General features: G+C 58.1%; 15 protein-coding genes, 4 tRNA genes and 2 rRNA genes (1 of these 21 running past the window's edge). All 21 read left to right on the top strand.

What is annotated here, in order from left to right; translation table 11 throughout:
- Window positions 1–1482: ribosomal RNA gene (locus AAHK21_RS11430) — 23S ribosomal RNA — on the top strand (it extends 1412 nt beyond the left edge of the window).
- 137 nt (window positions 1483–1619) lie between these two features.
- A 5S ribosomal RNA gene (rrf, locus tag AAHK21_RS11425) occupies window positions 1620–1735 on the top strand.
- A gap of 179 nt (window positions 1736–1914) precedes the next feature.
- The gene (birA, locus tag AAHK21_RS11420; RefSeq protein WP_367857276.1) at window positions 1915–2874 is read left to right on the top strand and encodes a bifunctional biotin--[acetyl-CoA-carboxylase] ligase/biotin operon repressor BirA; all 960 of its coding nucleotides are present in this window, start codon (window positions 1915–1917) and stop codon (window positions 2872–2874) included.
- Window positions 2864–3613, top strand: coding sequence for a pantothenate kinase (locus tag AAHK21_RS11415; protein WP_367857275.1), 750 nt, complete (start codon window positions 2864–2866; stop codon window positions 3611–3613). Before birA ends, AAHK21_RS11415 begins: the two co-directional genes overlap by 11 nt.
- An 11-nt stretch (window positions 3614–3624) precedes the next feature.
- Window positions 3625–4050, top strand: a complete 426-nt coding sequence (locus AAHK21_RS11410; protein WP_046857351.1) for a hypothetical protein — start codon at window positions 3625–3627, stop codon at window positions 4048–4050.
- A 152-nt stretch (window positions 4051–4202) separates the two neighbouring features.
- Window positions 4203–4286: transfer RNA gene (locus AAHK21_RS11405), tRNA-Tyr, on the top strand.
- Window positions 4287–4310: 24 nt separating this feature from the next.
- Window positions 4311–4384, top strand: a tRNA-Gly gene (locus AAHK21_RS11400).
- A 28-nt stretch (window positions 4385–4412) separates the two neighbouring features.
- Window positions 4413–4488: transfer RNA gene (locus tag AAHK21_RS11395), tRNA-Thr, on the top strand.
- Between the two features lie 79 nt (window positions 4489–4567).
- On the top strand, window positions 4568–5761 hold the full coding sequence (tuf, locus tag AAHK21_RS11390) for an elongation factor Tu (RefSeq protein ID WP_217868085.1): 1194 nt from the start codon (window positions 4568–4570) through the stop codon (window positions 5759–5761).
- A 54-nt stretch (window positions 5762–5815) separates the two neighbouring features.
- Window positions 5816–5891: transfer RNA gene (locus tag AAHK21_RS11385), tRNA-Trp, on the top strand.
- 44 nt (window positions 5892–5935) lie between these two features.
- Entirely contained in the window at window positions 5936–6304 is a 369-nt protein-coding gene (gene secE, locus AAHK21_RS11380; RefSeq protein ID WP_023628745.1) for a preprotein translocase subunit SecE, read from the top strand.
- A 9-nt stretch (window positions 6305–6313) separates the two neighbouring features.
- On the top strand, window positions 6314–6847 hold the full coding sequence (nusG, locus tag AAHK21_RS11375) for a transcription termination/antitermination protein NusG (RefSeq protein ID WP_023628746.1): 534 nt from the start codon (window positions 6314–6316) through the stop codon (window positions 6845–6847).
- A 119-nt stretch (window positions 6848–6966) separates the two neighbouring features.
- On the top strand, window positions 6967–7398 hold the full coding sequence (rplK, locus tag AAHK21_RS11370; RefSeq protein ID WP_011531881.1) for a 50S ribosomal protein L11: 432 nt from the start codon (window positions 6967–6969) through the stop codon (window positions 7396–7398).
- Complete coding sequence (gene rplA / locus AAHK21_RS11365) at window positions 7398–8093, top strand: 50S ribosomal protein L1 (RefSeq protein ID WP_023628747.1); 696 nt, start codon at window positions 7398–7400, stop codon at window positions 8091–8093. The genes rplK and rplA overlap by 1 nt, the downstream gene beginning before the upstream one ends.
- A gap of 198 nt (window positions 8094–8291) precedes the next feature.
- On the top strand, window positions 8292–8792 hold the full coding sequence (gene rplJ / locus AAHK21_RS11360) for a 50S ribosomal protein L10 (RefSeq protein ID WP_023628748.1): 501 nt from the start codon (window positions 8292–8294) through the stop codon (window positions 8790–8792).
- Between the two features lie 77 nt (window positions 8793–8869).
- Window positions 8870–9235 (top strand): 50S ribosomal protein L7/L12, encoded by a 366-nt coding sequence (rplL, locus tag AAHK21_RS11355; RefSeq protein WP_003255496.1) that lies wholly within the window; start codon window positions 8870–8872, stop codon window positions 9233–9235.
- Between the two features lie 220 nt (window positions 9236–9455).
- The gene (rpoB, locus tag AAHK21_RS11350) at window positions 9456–13529 is read left to right on the top strand and encodes a DNA-directed RNA polymerase subunit beta (RefSeq protein ID WP_031314438.1); all 4074 of its coding nucleotides are present in this window, start codon (window positions 9456–9458) and stop codon (window positions 13527–13529) included.
- A gap of 62 nt (window positions 13530–13591) precedes the next feature.
- On the top strand, window positions 13592–17791 hold the full coding sequence (gene rpoC / locus AAHK21_RS11345) for a DNA-directed RNA polymerase subunit beta' (protein ID WP_046857349.1): 4200 nt from the start codon (window positions 13592–13594) through the stop codon (window positions 17789–17791).
- A 211-nt stretch (window positions 17792–18002) separates the two neighbouring features.
- Entirely contained in the window at window positions 18003–18374 is a 372-nt protein-coding gene (gene rpsL, locus AAHK21_RS11340; RefSeq protein ID WP_003255492.1) for a 30S ribosomal protein S12, read from the top strand.
- A 106-nt stretch (window positions 18375–18480) separates the two neighbouring features.
- Entirely contained in the window at window positions 18481–18951 is a 471-nt protein-coding gene (rpsG, locus tag AAHK21_RS11335) for a 30S ribosomal protein S7 (RefSeq protein ID WP_023628750.1), read from the top strand.
- Window positions 18952–18981: 30 nt separating this feature from the next.
- Complete coding sequence (fusA, locus tag AAHK21_RS11330; RefSeq protein ID WP_367857274.1) at window positions 18982–21129, top strand: elongation factor G; 2148 nt, start codon at window positions 18982–18984, stop codon at window positions 21127–21129.
- The last annotated feature ends 25 nt before the right edge of the window (window positions 21130–21154 follow it).

The raw sequence follows: 21154 nt of genomic DNA, 5'->3' as shown, positions 1-21154 counted from the left end.
GAGGGACGGAGAAGGCTAGGCCAGCTTGGCGTTGGTTGTCCAAGTTTAAGGTGGTAGGCTGAGATCTTAGGCAAATCCGGGATCTTAAGGCCGAGAGCTGATGACGAGTGCTCACTAGAGCGCGAAGTGGTTGATGCCATGCTTCCAAGAAAAGCTCCTAAGCTTCAGATAACTGGGAACCGTACCCCAAACCGACACAGGTGGTTAGGTAGAGAATACCAAGGCGCTTGAGAGAACTCGGGTGAAGGAACTAGGCAAAATGGCACCGTAACTTCGGGAGAAGGTGCGCCGGTGAGGGTGAAGCACTTGCTGCGTAAGCCCACGCCGGTCGAAGATACCAGGCCGCTGCGACTGTTTATTAAAAACACAGCACTCTGCAAACACGAAAGTGGACGTATAGGGTGTGACGCCTGCCCGGTGCCGGAAGGTTAATTGATGGGGTTAGCGCAAGCGAAGCTCTTGATCGAAGCCCCGGTAAACGGCGGCCGTAACTATAACGGTCCTAAGGTAGCGAAATTCCTTGTCGGGTAAGTTCCGACCTGCACGAATGGCGTAACGATGGCGGCGCTGTCTCCACCCGAGACTCAGTGAAATTGAAATCGCTGTGAAGATGCAGTGTATCCGCGGCTAGACGGAAAGACCCCGTGAACCTTTACTATAGCTTTGCACTGGACTTTGAGCTTGCTTGTGTAGGATAGGTGGGAGGCTTTGAAGTGGGGACGCCAGTTCTCATGGAGCCATCCTTGAAATACCACCCTGGCAACCTTGAGGTTCTAACTCAGGTCCGTTATCCGGATCGAGGACAGTGTATGGTGGGTAGTTTGACTGGGGCGGTCTCCTCCCAAAGAGTAACGGAGGAGTACGAAGGTGCGCTCAGACCGGTCGGAAATCGGTCGTAGAGTATAAAGGCAAAAGCGCGCTTGACTGCGAGACACACACGTCGAGCAGGTACGAAAGTAGGTCTTAGTGATCCGGTGGTTCTGTATGGAAGGGCCATCGCTCAACGGATAAAAGGTACTCCGGGGATAACAGGCTGATACCGCCCAAGAGTTCATATCGACGGCGGTGTTTGGCACCTCGATGTCGGCTCATCACATCCTGGGGCTGAAGCCGGTCCCAAGGGTATGGCTGTTCGCCATTTAAAGTGGTACGCGAGCTGGGTTTAGAACGTCGTGAGACAGTTCGGTCCCTATCTGCCGTGGACGTTTGAGATTTGAGAGGGGCTGCTCCTAGTACGAGAGGACCGGAGTGGACGAACCTCTGGTGTTCCGGTTGTCACGCCAGTGGCATTGCCGGGTAGCTATGTTCGGAAGAGATAACCGCTGAAAGCATCTAAGCGGGAAACTTGCCTCAAGATGAGATCTCACTGGAGCCTTGAGCTCCCTGAAGGGCCGTCGAAGACTACGACGTTGATAGGTTGGGTGTGTAAGCGCTGTGAGGCGTTGAGCTAACCAATACTAATTGCCCGTGAGGCTTGACCATATAACACCCAAGCAATTTGCGCCGAGGCCAAATTGTGGTGGTGAAGACGAAACGAACCGAAAGTTCGCGACGAACCACAAATATCGCATATCCGAATTGGCTGGCATGTCTGCAAGGACGTACTGGCAACCGAATTTCTTGACGACCATAGAGCATTGGAACCACCTGATCCCATCCCGAACTCAGTAGTGAAACGATGCATCGCCGATGGTAGTGTGGGGTTTCCCCATGTGAGAGTAGGTCATCGTCAAGATTCATTTCGCAAAACCCCTATCTGCGCGAGCAGGTAGGGGTTTTGTCTTTTGCGCGTTTGGCAAGTTAACGCCCGCCCTTGCAGGAGCCCGTCGCCTGTAGTGGCAGCGGTAGCCCTTTTCCTATGCAAGCCCTCGGGGCGTGGCTATCATGCCAGCCTTATTCCGAGTCGAGATTGGCATGCTGAAGTTGTTGAACCTCCTCAAGGATGGCCGGTTCCATTCCGGAGAAGCCCTGGGGGCCGCCCTTGGGGTGAGTCGCAGCGCCGTTTGGAAGCAGCTGCAGCACCTGGAGAGCGAACTGAACCTGACCATTCACAAGGTCCGTGGCCGCGGCTATCAGCTGGCGGCGCCGTTGAACCTGCTCGAAGCGCAGGCAATCGCCAAGTTCTCGCAGGGCGAGCCATGGCCGGTGTTCATTCACGAAACCATCGACTCCACCAATGCCGAAGGGCTGAGGCTGATCGCGCAAGGGCAGGCAGCGCCGTTTCTGGTGCTGGCCGAGCGCCAGAGTGCAGGTCGCGGTCGTCGTGGGCGTCCGTGGGTCAGTCCTTTTGCAGAAAACCTCTATTACAGCCTGGTCTTGCGCATCGATGGCGGCATGCGTCAGCTCGAGGGCTTGAGCCTGGTGGTCGGCCTGGCGGTGATGCGTACACTGCAGGCATTCGGGCTAAAGGATGTGGGGCTCAAGTGGCCCAATGATGTCCTTGCCGGCGGGCGCAAGATCACCGGAATACTCCTGGAGCTGGTTGGGGATCCTGCGGACGTCTGCCATGTGGTGCTGGGTATCGGCATTAATGTAAACATGCAGGGCAACGAACAGATCGATCAGCAATGGGCCTCGATGCGCGGCGAAGCTGGGCAACTGGTGGATCGCAACCAGCTGGTGGCGGTGCTCAGCCAGCAGTTGCAACACGAACTTGGTCGCCATCGCCGCTATGGTTTCGCTGCGTTCCAGGAGGAATGGGAGCAGGCGCACCTGTGGCAGGGGCGCAAAGTTTCGCTTGTCGCGGGCACTTCGCGTATCGAAGGCGTCGCGCTGGGGGTGGATGGGCAGGGCGGCTTGCGTCTGGAGGTCGATGGTGTGGAGAAGAGCTTCAGCGGCGGTGAGCTGAGCCTGAGGTTGCGTGATGATTCTTGAGCTCGATTGTGGAAACAGCTTTATCAAGTGGCGCGTCATCCATGCAGCCGACGCCACCATCAACGGTGGTGGCATCGTGGACTCCGATCAGGCATTGGTCGCAGCTGTCGCAGGGCTCTCGAGCCTGAGTCTGACTGGTTGCCGCATGGTCAGTGTACGCAGTGAAGAGGAAACTTCATCGCTGTGCGCGCTGATCCAGGCCTCGTTCGGGGTCGAGGTAAACGTGGCCCAACCTGTGCAGGAAATGGCCGGCGTGCGCAATGGCTATGACGATTACCAGCGTCTGGGCATGGACCGCTGGCTGGGCGCGCTGGGTGCCTATCACCTGGCCGGGCGTGCTTGCCTGGTCATTGATTTCGGCACCGCAGCCAAGGCGGATTTCGTCGCGGCCAATGGTGAACACCTTGGTGGCTACATCTGCCCGGGCATGCCGCTGATGCGTAGCCAGTTACGTACCCATACCCGGCGTATTCGCTATGACGATGCGTCGGCCGAGCGCGCTCTGAACAGCCTGGCACCGGGGCGCTCGACCGTCGAGGCGGTCGAGCGTGGTTGCGTGCTGATGCTCCAGGGCTTCGCCCGTACCCAGATCGAGCAGGCCAGGGCGATGTGGGGTGAGGACTTCACTGTCTTTCTGACCGGTGGGGACGCGCCCTTGGTGCAGGAGGCGGCGCCGAAGGCTCGGATCGTGCCGGACCTGGTATTCGTCGGTTTGGCCATGGCCTGTCCATTGAACTGAGGTGACTGACTATGCGCTGGTTGTTTCTGCTGTTGGTTGTGCTCAACGTCTTTTATTACGTGTGGCATCAGCAGGAAGCTCCCCTGAAGGTCAAGGAAGTCGCCCCGTTGGCTTTGTACAAAGGTTCCCAGCAGGAAATCCGCCTGTTGCGCGAAACCGGAGTTGCGGCGCCCGCCCGGCGCCGTGACGAATGCCTGGTGGTTGGGGGCATGGCTGCGCCCGAGCAGCTCGAGGCCTTGCGTCAGCGGCTAGTGAGCCTGGATATCGCTGCCCTGCCAGTGGTTGGTCAGCTGCCGGGTGCCGACGGGCTCTGGCTCAAGGTTGCCCCGGAAAGCGAGCGTTTGCTGGACCCGGCTGTGCTCTCGACTCTTTCCAAGGATTTCAAAGACTTAAAACACAAAATTATTTTGTGCGAGGGTATTGCAACTGCCGAATAGCTTGATAGAATGGCGCCCGCTTCACAGGGAACATCACTTAGGTGGTAGATCTGGAGGCAGTGTCAAAGCAGCTAAGTTTCAGATTTGATTGAAAAAATTTGAAAAAACGCTTGACACTGGGGCGGCAGCCAAATAGAATGCCGGCCACATCTGGAGGGATTCCCGAGCGGCCAAAGGGGACGGACTGTAAATCCGTTGCGAGAGCTTCGAAGGTTCGAATCCTTCTCCCTCCACCAGTTTTAGCGAGAGCCGCAAGCTCCGCGGGTATAGTTTAGTGGTAGAACCTCAGCCTTCCAAGCTGATGATGCGGGTTCGATTCCCGCTACCCGCTCCAAGTTTGCTGTTGTTGCACAAAGTGTTTCGCTCTTGTAGCTCAGTTGGTAGAGCACACCCTTGGTAAGGGTGAGGTCAGCGGTTCAAGTCCGCTCAAGAGCTCCATATAAACAAGGCAGATATGAAAATATCTGCCTTTGTTTTATCAGCGGTATGACTATTTCTTCTGCGGAGGACTGTATCGATGGCTAAGGAAAAGTTTGATCGTTCGCTACCTCACGTTAACGTCGGCACTATCGGCCACGTTGACCACGGTAAGACCACTCTGACTGCAGCGCTGACTCGCGTCTGCTCCGAAGTTTTCGGTTCGGCCGTCGTTGAGTTCGACAAGATCGACTCGGCTCCGGAAGAAAAAGCTCGCGGTATCACCATCAACACCGCGCACGTCGAGTACAACTCGAACATTCGTCACTACGCTCACGTTGACTGCCCAGGTCACGCTGACTACGTGAAGAACATGATCACCGGTGCTGCCCAGATGGACGGCGCGATCCTGGTTTGCTCGGCCGCCGATGGTCCGATGCCACAAACCCGTGAGCACATCCTGCTGTCCCGTCAGGTTGGCGTTCCGTACATCGTGGTCTTCCTGAACAAGGCTGACCTGGTAGACGACGCTGAGCTGCTGGAACTGGTCGAGATGGAAGTTCGCGACCTGCTGTCCACCTACGACTTCCCAGGCGACGACACCCCGATCATCATCGGTTCGGCTCGTATGGCGCTGGAAGGCAAAGACGACAACGAAATGGGTACCAGCGCTGTCAAGAAGCTGGTAGAAACTCTGGATGCCTACATCCCTGAGCCAGTTCGTGCCATCGACCAGCCGTTCCTGATGCCGATCGAAGACGTATTCTCGATCTCGGGTCGTGGTACCGTTGTTACCGGTCGTATCGAGCGTGGTATCGTCCGCGTTCAGGACGCCCTGGAAATCGTTGGTCTGCGTGACACCACCACCACCACCTGCACCGGTGTTGAGATGTTCCGCAAGCTGCTGGACGAAGGTCGTGCTGGCGAGAACTGCGGCGTTCTGCTGCGTGGTACCAAGCGTGACGACGTTGAGCGTGGCCAGGTTCTGGTCAAGCCAGGTTCGGTCAAGCCGCACACCAAGTTCACCGCAGAAGTCTACGTCCTGTCGAAGGAAGAAGGCGGTCGTCACACTCCGTTCTTCAAAGGCTACCGTCCTCAGTTCTACTTCCGTACCACTGACGTGACCGGTAACTGCGAACTGCCGGAAGGCGTTGAAATGGTAATGCCAGGTGACAACATCCAGATGACTGTCACCCTGATCAAGACCATCGCAATGGAAGACGGTCTGCGTTTCGCCATCCGTGAAGGCGGTCGTACCGTCGGTGCTGGTGTCGTAGCAAAAATTATCGAATAAGTAGTTGATTTACTTGATCAGGCCGGTATAATGGCCGGCCTGATACAGCGTTACAGGTCAGTAGCTCAATTGGCAGAGCGACGGTCTCCAAAACCGTAGGTTGGGGGTTCGATTCCCTCCTGACCTGCCATTCACCTCGGTGTGATTGGCTTTCTTCTTACAGGATCCTCCCCGATGACTCCCAAAACTGAAGCCCAAGAATCGCGTTTCGACTTGTTCAAGTGGCTGGCTGTAGTGGCTTTGGTGGTTGTCGCCGTTGTGGGTAATCAGTATTACTCCGCGTCGCCGATCCTGTACCGCGTTCTTGCACTTCTCGCCCTGGCTGCGGTTGCAGGCTTCGTTGCCTTGCAGACTGCGAAGGGTAAGTCGTTCTTCACGCTGGCGAAGGAAGCGCGGACCGAGATCCGTAAAGTCGTGTGGCCGACCCGCCAAGAAACCACTCAGACCACGCTGATTGTCGTGGCTGTTGTACTGGTTATGGCACTGCTGCTGTGGGGTCTCGACTCCCTGCTCGGCTGGGCGGTCTCCTTGATTGTTGGCTAAGGGTGTCCCGTGGCTAAGCGTTGGTACGTAGTGCATGCTTACTCGGGTTACGAGAAGCATGTGATGCGCTCCCTGATCGAGCGCGTCAAGCTGGCTGGCATGGAAGACGAATTCGGCGAGATCCTGGTCCCGACCGAAGAAGTCGTTGAAATGCGCAACGGCCAGAAGCGCAAGAGCGAGCGCAAATTCTTCCCTGGCTATGTATTGGTCCAGATGGAAATGAACGAAGGGACTTGGCACCTTGTCAAGGACACCCCTCGAGTCATGGGTTTCATTGGTGGTACCGCAGACAAGCCTGCGCCGATCACTGATAAAGAGGCCGAGGCCATCCTCCGTCGCGTTGCCGATGGTAGTGACAAGCCGAAGCCGAAGACGTTGTTCGAGCCGGGTGAAGTGGTTCGAGTCGTTGATGGTCCGTTTGCTGACTTCAATGGCACCGTCGAAGAGGTTAACTACGAAAAGAGCCGCCTGCAGGTTGCAGTGCTCATTTTCGGTCGCTCTACTCCGGTGGAGCTCGAGTTCGGCCAGGTCGAGAAGGTCTAGCAGGACGAAGCATCCCATACCCCGCAGCCCTATGTGCTGCGGGGTTTTGTCGTCACTGGGATAAAACGCAAGTCATCCGGGGAGCCATCTGGCGTTTGTACCCGATTTTGGAGTAGCTCATGGCTAAGAAGATTCAGGCTTACATCAAGCTGCAAGTAAAGGCCGGCCAGGCCAACCCAAGCCCACCCGTTGGTCCAGCACTGGGTCAACACGGTGTTAACATCATGGAATTCTGCAAGGCCTTCAACGCCCGTACTCAGGGTCAAGAGCCAGGTCTGCCGACTCCAGTGATCATCACTGTCTACAGTGACCGTAGCTTCACCTTCGAAACCAAGAGCACCCCTGCCTCGGTTCTGCTGAAGAAAGCTGCTGGCCTGACCAGTGGTTCGGCTCGTCCGAACACCGTTAAAGTCGGTACCGTTACCCGCGCTCAGCTGGAAGACATCGCGAAAGCCAAACAGGCTGACCTGACTGCCGCTGACCTGGACGCTGCTGTACGCACCATCGCTGGCTCTGCCCGCAGCATGGGCCTGAACGTGGAGGGTGTGTAATGGCTAAGCTGACCAAGCGCCAAAAGGCAATCGCCGAAAAAATCGAAGCAGGCAAGGCCTACAACTTCGAAGAAGCGGCAACTCTGCTGGCCTCGCTGCCTGCTGCCAAGTTCGTCGAGTCCTACGACATCGCCGTCAACCTCGGTGTTGACCCGCGTAAATCCGACCAGGTCGTACGTAGCGCTACCGTGCTGCCGCACGGCACTGGCAAGACCGTACGTGTTGCCGTCTTCACCCAGGGCCCGGCTGCTGAAGCCGCTCTGGCTGCCGGCGCTGACCGCGTAGGTATGGACGATCTGGCTGCCGAAATGAAAGGCGGCGACCTGAACTATGACGTCGTCATCGCATCGCCTGATGCCATGCGTGTTGTAGGTCAGCTGGGTCAGGTTCTGGGTCCTCGCGGCCTGATGCCTAACCCGAAAGTCGGTACCGTTACCCCAGACGTAGCCACTGCCGTGAAAAACGCCAAGGCTGGTCAGGTTCGCTACCGTACCGACAAGAACGGTATCATCCACACCTCCGTTGGCAAGATCGGCTTTGAAGCTGGCAAGCTGAAGGAAAACGTTGAAGCCCTGATCGCTGATCTGAAGCGTATCAAGCCGGCTTCCTCGAAAGGTATCTACGTCAAGCGCGTTACCCTGAGCACCACCATGGGCCCAGGTCTGATCATCGATCAGAGCTCGCTGGACGTGTAAGACCATGCCGGCGGGTGTAAGCTCGCCGGCAGCAAAAATTGGGGTCCCTGCCTGGCGGGGGCTATCCAAGACCGTAGGCGGCGCAAGCCTTAAACAACCAGCCTACGCAGATGGTGCTCCCGGTTCCTTACCGAATCAGACACCAAAACGACATCCGGCTTCGGCCAGATGAAACGGTAACAAGCAGGAGTTTTACCCGTGGCAATTAAACTCGAAGACAAGAAGGCCATCGTCGCTGAAGTCAACGAGGCTGCCAAAGTCGCTCTGTCCGCTGTCGTGGCTGATGCCCGTGGTGTGACTGTAGGCGCAATGACCGGACTCCGTAAAGAGGCTCGTGAAGCTGGCGTATACGTACGTGTCGTACGTAACACCCTGCTCAAGCGCGCTGTTGCCGACACTGAATTCAGTGTCCTCAACGACGCCTTCACTGGCCCGACCCTGATCGCTTTCTCCAACGAACACCCGGGCGCCGCTGCTCGTCTGTTCAAAGAGTTCGCCAAGGGTCAGGACAAGTTCGAGATCAAGGCAGCTGCGTTTGACGGCAAGTTCATTGCAGCGAACCAGATCGACGTGTTGGCTACCCTGCCGACCCGCGACGAAGCCATCGCGAAGCTGATGAGCGTGATCCAAGGCGCTACCAGCAAGCTGGCCCGTACCCTGGCAGCCATTCGCGACCAGAAAGAAGCCACCGCTGCCTAAGGCACCGGAAACTCTTTCAAATCATACGTTTAATTTGATAGCTGCGTAGGCTGTCACCCCAATACAGGATTTAAGTCATGTCTCTGACTAACGAGCAAATCATCGAAGCAATCGGCCAGAAAACCGTTCTGGAAGTTGTTGAGCTGATCAAAGCAATGGAAGAAACCTTCGGCGTTACCGCTGCTGTTGCCGCTGCCGGCCCAGCTGCTGCCGCTGCCGTTGTTGAAGAGCAAACCGAGTTCAACGTTGTTCTGGTTGAAGCCGGCGACAAGAAAGTAAACGTGATCAAGGCCGTTCGCGAGCTGACTGGTCTGGGCCTGAAAGAAGCCAAAGAGAAAGTCGATGGCGCTCCTCAGGTTGTAGCTGAAGGCGTTTCGAAAGAAGCCGCTGAAGACGCTAAGAAGAAGCTGGAAGAAGCAGGCGCTAAAGTCGAGCTGAAGTAATTTCGACTTTGCGATGCCAGCCCGAGCGTCAAGCGAAGGGCTGATGGCTGGTGGCTTATGCCACCGGCCTTTTTCCGTTATTGGTGGCCGATCAGGTCGGCCCCGATAACGAGCTGCAAGACACCCAAGAGGGTGGCGCAAACCAAAGGGTTTGCACGATTTTCTGGCTGCTCCCGCCGGGAGATGCCAAACAAGCAGGTGACCAAGCTGGGGAATGCTGATGGCTTACTCATACACTGAGAAAAAACGTATCCGCAAGGACTTTAGCAAGTTGCCGGACGTCATGGATGTGCCGTACCTCCTGGCCATCCAGCTGGATTCGTATCGCGAATTCCTGCAGGCGGGAGCATCCAAGGATCAGTTCCGCGACGTCGGTCTGCATGCGGCCTTCAAATCGGTATTCCCGATCATCAGCTACTCCGGCAATGCTGCCCTGGAGTACGTCGGCTATCGCCTGGGCGAGCCGGCTTTCGATGTGAAGGAATGTGTCCTGCGCGGTGTGACCTTTGCGGTCCCGCTGCGGGTGAAGGTGCGCCTGATCATCTTCGACAAGGAATCGTCGAATAAAGCGATCAAGGACATCAAAGAGCAAGAAGTCTACATGGGTGAAATCCCCCTGATGACTGAAAACGGTACCTTCGTTATCAACGGTACCGAGCGTGTGATCGTATCCCAGCTGCACCGTTCGCCTGGTGTGTTCTTCGACCACGACCGTGGCAAGACGCACAGCTCCGGTAAGCTGCTGTACTCCGCGCGCATCATCCCTTACCGCGGTTCGTGGCTGGACTTCGAGTTCGACCCGAAAGACTGCGTGTTCGTACGTATCGACCGTCGCCGCAAACTGCCGGCCTCGGTACTGCTGCGTGCCCTGGGTTACAGCACCGAAGAGGTTCTGAACACCTTCTACACCACCAACGTGTTCCACCTTTCCGGCGAGAAGCTCAGCCTGGAACTGGTACCTCAGCGTCTGCGTGGTGAAGTTGCGGTCATGGATATCCATGACGACAGCGGCAAGGTCATCGTCGAGCAAGGCCGCCGTATTACCGCGCGCCACATCAACCAGCTGGAAAAGGCTGGCGTGAAAGAGCTGGACGTTCCGCTGGAGTACGTACTGGGTCGCACCACCGCCAAGGCGATCGTGCATCCGGCTACCGGCGAGATCATTGCCGAGTGCAACACCGAGCTGACCACCGACCTGCTGGTGAAGATCGCCAAGGCCCAGGTCGTTCGCGTCGAGACGCTGTACACCAACGACATCGACTGCGGTCCGTTCATCTCCGACACCCTGAAGATCGACACCACCAGCAACCAACTGGAAGCGCTGGTCGAGATCTACCGCATGATGCGTCCGGGCGAGCCGCCAACCAAGGACGCCGCCGAGACCCTGTTCAACAACCTGTTCTTCAGCGCCGAGCGTTACGACCTGTCCGCCGTTGGCCGCATGAAGTTCAACCGTCGTATCGGTCGCACCGAGATCGAAGGTTCGGGCGTGCTGAGCAAGGAAGACATCGTCGAGGTCCTCAAGACCCTGGTCGATATCCGTAACGGCAAAGGCATCGTCGACGACATCGACCACCTGGGTAACCGTCGCGTCCGTTGCGTCGGCGAGATGGCCGAGAACCAGTTCCGCGTTGGCCTGGTGCGTGTTGAGCGCGCGGTCAAAGAGCGTCTGTCGATGGCTGAAAGCGAAGGCCTGATGCCGCAGGACCTGATCAACGCCAAGCCGGTTGCGGCGGCGGTGAAAGAGTTCTTCGGTTCCAGCCAGCTCTCGCAGTTCATGGACCAGAACAACCCGCTTTCCGAGATCACCCACAAGCGCCGCGTTTCCGCACTCGGCCCTGGTGGTCTGACCCGTGAGCGTGCTGGCTTCGAAGTCCGTGACGTACACCCGACCCACTACGGCCGCGTGTGCCCGATCGAGACCCCTGAAGGTCCGAACATCGGTCTGATCAACTCCCTGGCAGCCTATGCCCGCACCAACCAGTACGGCTTCCTGGAAAGCCCGTACCGCGTGGTGAAGGAAGGCGTGGTCAGCGACGACATCGTGTTCCTGTCCGCCATCGAAGAGGCTGATCACGTGATCGCCCAGGCTTCGGCCGCGATGAACGACAAGAAGCAGCTGATCGATGAGCTGGTAGCTGTTCGTCACCTGAACGAATTCACCGTCAAGGCGCCGGAAGACGTCACCCTGATGGACGTTTCGCCGAAGCAGGTAGTTTCGGTTGCCGCGTCGCTGATTCCGTTCCTCGAGCACGACGACGCCAACCGTGCGTTGATGGGTTCCAACATGCAGCGTCAGGCTGTACCGACCCTGCGTGCCGACAAGCCGCTGGTAGGTACCGGCATGGAGCGCAACGTTGCCCGTGACTCCGGTGTCTGCGTGGTTGCTCGTCGCGGTGGTGTGATCGACTCGGTCGACGCCAGCCGTATCGTCGTGCGCGTTGCCGACGACGAAGTCGAGACCGGTGAAGCAGGTGTGGATATCTACAACCTGACCAAATACACCCGCTCCAACCAGAACACCTGCATCAACCAGCGTCCGCTGGTCAGCAAGGGTGACAAGGTTGCGCGTGGCGACATCATGGCCGACGGCCCGTCCACCGACATGGGTGAACTGGCACTGGGTCAGAACATGCGCATCGCGTTCATGGCGTGGAACGGCTTCAACTTCGAAGACTCCATCTGCCTGTCCGAGCGTGTGGTTCAGGAAGACCGCTTCACCACGATCCACATCCAGGAACTGACCTGTGTGGCCCGTGACACCAAGCTTGGCCCAGAGGAAATCACCGCGGACATCCCGAACGTCGGTGAAGCTGCGCTGAACAAGCTGGACGAAGCCGGTATCGTCTACGTGGGTGCCGAAGTCGGCGCTGGCGACATCCTGGTCGGCAAGGTCACTCCGAAAGGCGAGACCCAGCTGACTCCGGAAGAAAAACTGCTGCGTGCGATCTTCGGTGAGAAGGCCAGCGACGTCAAAGACACCTCCCTGCGTGTGCCGACCGGCACCAAGGGTACCGTCATCGACGTACAGGTCTTCACCCGTGATGGCGTCGAGCGCGACAGCCGCGCCCTGGCCATCGAGAAGATGCAGCTGGACGAGATCCGCAAGGACCTCAACGAAGAGTTCCGCATCGTCGAAGGCGCGACCTTCGAGCGTCTGCGTTCCGCTCTGAACGGCCAGGTGGTCGACGGTGGCGCGGGCCTGAAGAAAGGCACCGTGATCAGCGACGACGTGCTGAACGGTCTGGAGCACGGCCAGTGGTTCAAACTGCGCATGGCCGAAGATGCACTGAACGAGCAGCTGGAAAAGGCTCAGCAGTACATCGTCGATCGCCGTCGCCTGCTGGACGACAAGTTCGAAGACAAGAAGCGCAAGCTGCAGCAGGGCGATGACCTGGCTCCAGGCGTACTGAAGATCGTCAAGGTCTACCTGGCAATCCGCCGTCGCATCCAGCCGGGTGACAAGATGGCCGGTCGTCACGGTAACAAGGGTGTCGTCTCGGTAATCATGCCGGTCGAAGACATGCCGCACGACGCCAACGGTACTCCGGTCGACGTCGTACTGAACCCGCTGGGCGTACCTTCGCGTATGAACGTCGGTCAGATCCTTGAAACCCACCTGGGCCTCGCGGCCAAGGGCCTGGGCGAGAAGATCGACCGCATGATCGAAGAACAGCGCAAAGCCGCTGAACTGCGCACCTTCCTCACCGAGATCTACAACGAGATCGGTGGTCGTCAGGAGAACCTGGAAGAGTTCACCGACGAAGAGATCATCGCCCTGGCGAACAACCTGAAGAAAGGCGTGCCGATGGCCACTCCAGTCTTCGACGGTGCCAAGGAGCGTGAGATCAAGGCCATGCTGAAACTGGCAGATCTGCCAGAGAGCGGCCAGATGGTGCTGTTCGATGGCCGTACCGGCAACAAGTTCGAGCGTCCGGTGACCGTTGGTTACATGTACATGCTCAAGCTGAACCACTTGGTGGACGACAAGATGCACGCGCGTTCCACTGGTTCCTACAGCCTGGTTACCCAGCAGCCGCTGGGTGGTAAGGCGCAGTTCGGTGGTCAGCGTTTCGGGGAGATGGAAGTGTGGGCGCTGGAAGCATACGGCGCGGCATACACCCTGCAAGAAATGCTCACAGTGAAGTCGGACGACGTGAACGGCCGTACCAAGATGTACAAGAACATCGTGGATGGCGATCACCGTATGGAGCCGGGCATGCCCGAGTCCTTCAACGTGTTGATCAAAGAGATCCGTTCGCTCGGTATCGATATCGATCTGGAAACCGAATAACACGTGACGCGAGGGGAGTGGGCAGGTAATGCCCACTCCCTGCTCCGCCAGGAGGAAAGGCCTTGAAAGACCTACTGAATTTGCTGAAAAACCAGGGTCAAGTCGAAGAGTTCGACGCCATCCGCATCGGTCTGGCGTCGCCTGAAATGATCCGTTCGTGGTCGTTCGGTGAAGTCAAGAAGCCGGAAACCATCAACTACCGTACGTTCAAGCCTGAGCGTGACGGTCTGTTCTGCGCCAAGATTTTTGGCCCAGTCAAGGACTACGAGTGCCTGTGCGGCAAGTACAAGCGCCTCAAGCACCGCGGCGTGATCTGCGAGAAGTGCGGCGTTGAAGTTGCTCTGGCCAAGGTTCGTCGTGAGCGCATGGCGCACATCGAACTGGCCTCGCCGGTTGCCCACATCTGGTTCCTGAAGTCGCTGCCGTCCCGTATCGGCCTGCTGATGGACATGACCCTGCGTGACATCGAACGCGTGCTCTACTTCGAGAGCTACGTGGTGATCGATCCGGGCATGACCACCCTCGAGAAGGGCCAGCTGCTGAACGACGAGCAGTACTTCGAAGCGCTGGAAGAGTTCGGTGACGACTTCGACGCCCGCATGGGTGCCGAGGCTGTCCGCGAGCTGCTGCACGCTATCGACCTGGAGCACGAGATCGGCCGCCTGCGCGAAGAAATTCCGCAGACCAACTCGGAAACCAAGATCAAGAAGCTGTCCAAGCGCCTGAAGCTGATGGAAGCTTTCCAGGGCTCGGGCAACCTGCCTGAGTGGATGGTCCTGACCGTCCTGCCAGTACTGCCGCCGGACCTGCGTCCGCTGGTACCGCTGGATGGCGGCCGCTTTGCGACCTCCGACCTGAACGACCTGTATCGTCGGGTGATCAACCGTAACAACCGTCTGAAGCGCCTGCTCGATCTGTCGGCGCCGGACATCATTGTGCGCAACGAAAAGCGCATGCTGCAGGAGGCGGTCGACGCCCTGCTCGACAACGGCCGTCGCGGTCGCGCCATCACTGGCTCGAACAAGCGTCCGCTGAAGTCCCTGGCCGACATGATCAAAGGTAAGCAAGGTCGCTTCCGTCAGAACTTGCTCGGTAAGCGCGTGGACTACTCCGGTCGTTCGGTAATTACCGTAGGCCCGACCCTGCGTCTGCACCAGTGCGGTCTGCCGAAGAAGATGGCCCTCGAGCTGTTCAAGCCGTTCATTTTCGGCAAGCTGGAAATGCGTGGTCTGGCGACCACCATCAAGGCTGCCAAGAAGATGGTCGAGCGCGAGCTGCCGGAGGTGTGGGACGTTCTCGCCGAGGTGATCCGCGAACACCCCGTACTGCTCAACCGTGCGCCGACCCTGCACCGTCTGGGTATCCAGGCTTTCGAGCCTGTGCTGATCGAAGGTAAGGCTATCCAGCTGCACCCGCTGGTCTGCGCCGCGTACAACGCCGACTTCGACGGTGACCAGATGGCCGTTCACGTGCCGCTGACCCTGGAAGCCCAGCTCGAAGCGCGCGCGCTGATGATGTCGACCAACAACATCCTGTCGCCAGCCAACGGTGAGCCAATCATCGTTCCGTCGCAGGACGTGGTACTGGGTCTGTACTACATGACCCGTGAAGCCATCAACGCCAAGGGCGAAGGTCGCGTATTCGCCGACCTGCAGGAAGTCGACCGCGTATTCCGCGCCGGCGAAGCCGCCCTGCACGCGAAAATCAAGGTTCGTATCAACGAAACCGTGAAAGACCGTGATGGCAGCATCACCAAGAACACCCGTATCGTCGACACCACCGTCGGCCGTGCGCTGCTGTTCCAGGTAGTACCGGCCGGCCTGCCGTTCGACGTCGTCAACCAGTCGATGAAGAAGAAGGCGATCTCCAAGCTGATCAACCAGTGCTACCGCGTGGTGGGTCTGAAAGAGACCGTGATCTTCGCTGACCAGCTGATGTACACCGGTTTTGCCTACTCGACCATTTCCGGCGTTTCGATCGGCGTTAACGACTTCGTTATCCCGGACGAGAAAGCCCGCATCATCGGTACCGCTACCGACGAAGTGAAGGAAATCGAGAGCCAGTACGCCTCCGGCCTGGTCACCCAGGGCGAGAAGTACAACAAGGTCATCGACTTGTGGTCCAAGGCGAACGACGAAGTGTCCAAGGCGATGATGGCCAACCTCTCGAAAGAGAAGGTCGTCGACCGCGAGGGCAAGGAAGTCGAGCAAGAGTCCTTCAACTCGATGTACATGATGGCCGACTCCGGTGCGCGTGGTTCCGCCGCTCAGATCCGTCAGCTGGCCGGTATGCGTGGCCTGATGGCCAAGCCGGACGGCTCGATCATCGAGACGCCGATCACCGCGAACTTCCGTGAAGGTCTGAGCGTACTGCAGTACTTCATCTCGACTCACGGTGCTCGTAAAGGTCTGGCGGATACCGCGTTGAAAACCGCGAACTCCGGTTACCTGACTCGCCGTCTGGTAGACGTTGCCCAGGATCTGGTCGTGACCGAGATCGACTGCGGCACCGACCAGGGCCTGCTGATGACCCCGCACATCGAAGGCGGCGACGTTGTAGAGCCGCTGGGTGAGCGCGTACTGGGTCGTGTCATCGCCCGTGACGTATTCAAGCCAGGCACCGAGGACGTCATCGTTCCGGCCGGTACCCTGGTAGACGAGCAGTGGGTCGAGTTCATCGAGCTGAACAGCATCGACGAAGTCGTCGTGCGTTCGCCGATCAACTGCGAAACCCGCTACGGCATCTGCGCCAAGTGCTACGGTCGTGACCTGGCTCGTGGTCACCAGGTGAACATCGGTGAAGCTGTCGGCGTTATCGCTGCACAGTCGATCGGTGAGCCGGGTACCCAGCTGACCATGCGTACGTTCCACATCGGTGGTGCTGCAAGCCGTACTTCGGCTGCCGACAGCGTCCAGGTGAAGAACGGCGGTATGGTGCGTCTGCACAACCTGAAGCAGGTCGAGCGTGCCGACGGTAACCTGGTTGCCGTATCGCGTTCCGGCGAGCTGGCGATTGCCGACGAATTCGGCCGTGAGCGTGAGCGTTACAAGCTGCCTTACGGTGCGGTGATTTCGGTCAAGGAAGGTGACAAGGTCGAAGCTGGCGCCATCGTCGCCAAGTGGGACCCGCACACCCACCCGATCGTTACCGAGCTGAAAGGTACCGTGACCTTCGTGGGCATGGAAGAAAACATCACCATCAAGCGTCAGACCGATGAACTGACCGGCTTGACCAACATTGAAGTTCTGGACGTCAAGGATCGCCCTGCCGCAGGCAAGGAAATCCGTCCGGCGATCAAGATGGTCGACGCCAATGGCAAGGACCTGTACCTGCCAGGTACCGACGTACCTGCCCAGTACTTCCTGCCTGCCAACGCCCTCGTCGGTGTGGCTGACGGTGCCCAGATCGGCGTCGGTGACGTTATCGCGCGTATCCCGCAAGAAACGTCGAAGACCCGTGACATCACCGGTGGTCTGCCACGCGTTGCCGACTTGTTCGAAGCGCGCCGTCCGAAAGAAGCCTCGATCCTGGCTGAAGTCAGCGGCACCATCGCATTCGGTAAAGAGACAAAGGGCAAGCGTCGCCTGGTCATCACTCCGACCGACGGTAGCGATCCGTATGAAGAGCTGATTCCGAAGTGGCGCCACCTGAACGTCTTCGAAGGCGAACAGGTCAACCGCGGCGAAGTTATCTCCGACGGCCCAAGCGATCCGCACGACATCCTGCGTCTGCTGGGTGTGAGCGCGCTGGCGAAGTACATCGTCAACGAGATCCAGGACGTTTACCGTCTGCAAGGCGTGAAGATCAACGACAAGCACATCGAGACCATCCTGCGTCAGATGCTGCGCAAGGTCGAGATCTCCGAGTCGGGCGACTCCAGCTTCATCAAGGGCGACCAGATGGAACTGACTCAGGTCCTGGTAGAGAACGAGCGTCTCGCCGGCGAAGACAAGTTCATCTCCAAGTTCACCCGTGTGTTGCTGGGTATCACCAAGGCCTCGCTGTCCACCGAATCGTTCATCTCGGCGGCTTCCTTCCAGGAAACCACCCGTGTACTGACCGAGGCGGCGGTAACCGGCAAGCGTGACTACCTGCGCGGCCTGAAAGAGAACGTGGTCGTGGGTCGTCTGATCCCGGCCGGTACCGGTCTGGCCTACCACAGCGAGCGCAAGCGTCGCCGTGATGCCGACAAGCCGCTGCGTGTGAGCGCCAGTGAGGTGGAAGCCGCACTGACCGAAGCACTGAATTCCAGCGGTAACTAAGTACAGGGCAGGGCCCCGGCAAGCCTCGGGCGGGCATCGGCGACATGATTTGTTGCCGATGACCGGGCGAGGAGGGCCGGGGCCTCGTCTTGACTGGGTGCAAGATCCTCTTTAGACTTTTGTACCCTTAAATTTGGTGAGGCTCCGTCTCGCCAATTTTTGGCTTTCTTGCAAGACAATAGAGTCGCAAGACAATCAGTGGAGCTAGTAGATGGCAACTATCAACCAGCTGGTACGTCAGCCGCGTAAGCGTTCGGTCGAGAAGTCCGACGTTCCTGCGCTGCAGAACTGCCCGCAGCGTCGTGGCGTGTGCACCCGCGTGTACACCACCACGCCGAAAAAACCTAACTCGGCACTGCGTAAAGTATGCCGTGTGCGTCTGACCAACGGTTTCGAGGTTTCCTCGTACATCGGTGGTGAAGGCCACAACCTGCAAGAGCACAGCGTCGTCCTGATCCGTGGCGGCCGTGTAAAAGACTTGCCAGGTGTTCGTTACCACACCGTTCGCGGCTCTCTGGATACCTCGGGCGTCAAAGGCCGTAACCAGGGTCGTTCGAAGTACGGTACCAAGCGTCCGAAGTAATCGGCCGTTTGCACATATCCAATTTTTTGAGTCGATAAGAGTAAGGTCGGGCAGGGGTCGAAGACTCACGTCCCGGGCTAACCTGAAGACCGTTTGAGGGCTTATCATGCCAAGACGTCGTGTAGCAGCAAAACGTGAGATCCTGGACGATCCGAAGTACGGATCCCAGATCCTCGCCAAGTTCATGAACCACGTGATGGAAAGCGGCAAGAAGGCCGTGGCCGAGCGCATCGTTTACGGTGCCCTGGACGCAGTCAAAGCACGCAAGAACAGCGACCCCCTGGAAATCTTCGAGAAAGCTCTCGACGCCATCGCTCCGCTGGTCGAAGTAAAGTCCCGCCGTGTCGGCGGTGCCACTTACCAGGTCCCGGTTGAAGTTCGTCCGTCCCGTCGTAACGCTCTGGCAATGCGCTGGCTCGTAGACTACGCCCGCAAGCGCGGCGAGAAGTCGATGGCTCTGCGCCTGGCCGGTGAACTGCTGGATGCTGCCGAAGGCAAAGGTGCTGCAGTCAAGAAGCGTGAAGACGTTCACCGTATGGCTGAAGCCAACAAAGCGTTCTCGCACTACCGCTTCTAATTCAAGCATCAATCATTTTGCGAGGGCTTTATGGCTCGTACTACAGCAATTAACCGCTACCGTAACATTGGTATCTGTGCCCACGTTGACGCGGGCAAGACCACCACTACCGAGCGGATCCTGTTCTACACAGGTCTGAGCCACAAGATGGGCGAGGTGCATGACGGCGCCGCGACCACCGACTGGATGGTGCAGGAGCAGGAGCGCGGTATCACCATTACCTCCGCTGCCGTTACCACCTTCTGGAAGGGTTCCCGTGGTCAGTACGACAACTACCGCGTAAACGTCATCGATACCCCCGGCCACGTTGACTTCACCATTGAAGTTGAGCGTTCGCTGCGCGTACTCGACGGCGCGGTCGTTGTGTTCTGCGGTACCTCCGGCGTTGAGCCACAGTCCGAAACCGTATGGCGTCAGGCCAACAAGTACGGCGTCCCACGTGTTGTCTACGTGAACAAGATGGACCGTGCTGGTGCCAACTTCCTGCGCGTTGTCGGTCAGATCAAGAACCGTCTGGGTCACACCCCGGTTCCGGTCCAGCTGGCTATCGGTGCGGAAGACGACTTCCAGGGTCAGGTTGACCTGATCAAGATGAAAGCCATCTACTGGAACGACGACGACAAAGGTACTACCTACCGCGAGGAAGAAATTCCTGCCGAGCTGGTGGACCTGGCCAACGAATGGCGCAGCAACATGGTCGAGGCTGCTGCCGAGGCCAACGAAGAGCTGATGAACAAGTACCTTGAAGAAGGTGACCTGTCCGTCGAAGACATCAAGGCTGGTCTGCGCGCCCGTACCCTGGCGAGCGAGATCGTTCCTGCTGTCTGCGGTTCCTCGTTCAAGAACAAGGGCGTTCCCCTGGTTCTCGACGCCGTTATCGACTTCCTGCCTGCGCCAACCGAGATCCCTGCGATCAAGGGTATTCACCCTGATCTGATCGACGTGCCGAAGGACGAAGTCACTGCAGAACAGTACGACGAGCGTCCTGCTGACGACAACGAGCCGTTCTCGGCCCTGGCGTTCAAGATCGCTACCGACCCGTTCGTGGGTACTCTGACCTTCGTCCGCGTCTACTCGGGCTTCCTGACCTCCGGTGACTCCGTCATCAACTCGGTCAAAGGCAAGAAAGAGCGCGTTGGTCGTATGGTGCAGATGCACGCTAACCAGCGTGAAGAGATCAAAGAAGTGCGCGCTGGCGACATCGCTGCTCTGATCGGCATGAAGGACGTCACCACCGGTGACACCCTGTGCAACGCCGACAAGCCGATCATCCTCGAGCGTATGGACTTCCCTGAGCCGGTAATTTCGCTCTCCGTAGAGCCGAAAACCAAGGCTGACCAGGAGAAGATGGGTATCGCTCTGGGCAAGCTGGCCCAGGAAGACCCGTCGTTCCGCGTCAAGACCGACGAAGAAACCGGCCAGACCATCATCTCCGGTATGGGTGAGCTGCACCTGGACATCCTCGTTGACCGCATGAAGCGCGAGTTCAACGTCGAGTGCAACGTCGGCAAGCCGCAGGTTTCGTACCGCGAGAAGATCACCAAGTCCAACGTCGAGATCGAAGGCAAGTTCGTTCGTCAGTCGGGTGGTCGTGGTCAGTTCGGTCACTGCTGGATCCGTTTCTCGGAGCCGGACGTTGACGAGAAGGGCAACATCACCGAAGGTCTGGTGTTCACCAACGAAGTCGTTGGTGGTGTGATTCCTAAGGAATTCATCGCCCCGATCCAGAAGGGTATCGAAGAGCAGATGAAAAACGGCGTTGTCGCCGGCTATCCGCTGCTCGGCCTGAAGGCCACGGTATTCGACGGTTCGTACCACGACGTCGACTCCAACGAAATGGCGTTCAAGATCGCCGCTTCGATGGCGACCAAGCAACTGGCCCAGAAGGGCGGTGGCGTGGTGCTTGAGCCGATCATGAAGGTCGAAGTTGTAACCCCGGAAGACTACCTGGGTGACGTGATGGGTGACCTGAGCCGTCGTCGCGGGATGATCCAGGGTAATGAAGACTCGGTGTCCGGCAAGGTAATCACTGCTGAGGTACCGCTCGGAGAGATGTTCGGTTACGCAACCGACGTTCGTTCCATGTCTCAGGGTCGCGCAAGCTACTCCATGGAATTCTCCAAATACGCCGAAGCTCCGTCGAACATCGTCGAAGCACTCGTTAAAAAACAAGGCTAATCCCCTTTAGGCAAGAGGTTCACTG

This window comes from Pseudomonas sp. TE50-2, assembly GCF_040813665.1.
Classification (GTDB): domain Bacteria; phylum Pseudomonadota; class Gammaproteobacteria; order Pseudomonadales; family Pseudomonadaceae; genus Aquipseudomonas; species Aquipseudomonas soli.
The sequence above is the reverse complement of the archived record's forward strand: the minus strand, read 5'-3'. Positions and strand labels throughout refer to the sequence as shown.

Coding starts and splice junctions, on each gene's coding strand:
- birA (WP_367857276.1), top strand. CDS start 1,915: ATGCTGAAGTTGTTGAACCTCCTCAAGGATGGCCGGTTCCATTCCGGA.
- AAHK21_RS11415 (WP_367857275.1), top strand. CDS start 2,864: ATGATTCTTGAGCTCGATTGTGGAAACAGCTTTATCAAGTGGCGCGTC.
- AAHK21_RS11410 (WP_046857351.1), top strand. CDS start 3,625: ATGCGCTGGTTGTTTCTGCTGTTGGTTGTGCTCAACGTCTTTTATTAC.
- tuf (WP_217868085.1), top strand. CDS start 4,568: ATGGCTAAGGAAAAGTTTGATCGTTCGCTACCTCACGTTAACGTCGGC.
- secE (WP_023628745.1), top strand. CDS start 5,936: ATGACTCCCAAAACTGAAGCCCAAGAATCGCGTTTCGACTTGTTCAAG.
- rplK (WP_011531881.1), top strand. CDS start 6,967: ATGGCTAAGAAGATTCAGGCTTACATCAAGCTGCAAGTAAAGGCCGGC.
- rplA (WP_023628747.1), top strand. CDS start 7,398: ATGGCTAAGCTGACCAAGCGCCAAAAGGCAATCGCCGAAAAAATCGAA.
- rplL (WP_003255496.1), top strand. CDS start 8,870: ATGTCTCTGACTAACGAGCAAATCATCGAAGCAATCGGCCAGAAAACC.
- rpoB (WP_031314438.1), top strand. CDS start 9,456: ATGGCTTACTCATACACTGAGAAAAAACGTATCCGCAAGGACTTTAGC.
- rpsL (WP_003255492.1), top strand. CDS start 18,003: ATGGCAACTATCAACCAGCTGGTACGTCAGCCGCGTAAGCGTTCGGTC.
- rpsG (WP_023628750.1), top strand. CDS start 18,481: ATGCCAAGACGTCGTGTAGCAGCAAAACGTGAGATCCTGGACGATCCG.
- fusA (WP_367857274.1), top strand. CDS start 18,982: ATGGCTCGTACTACAGCAATTAACCGCTACCGTAACATTGGTATCTGT.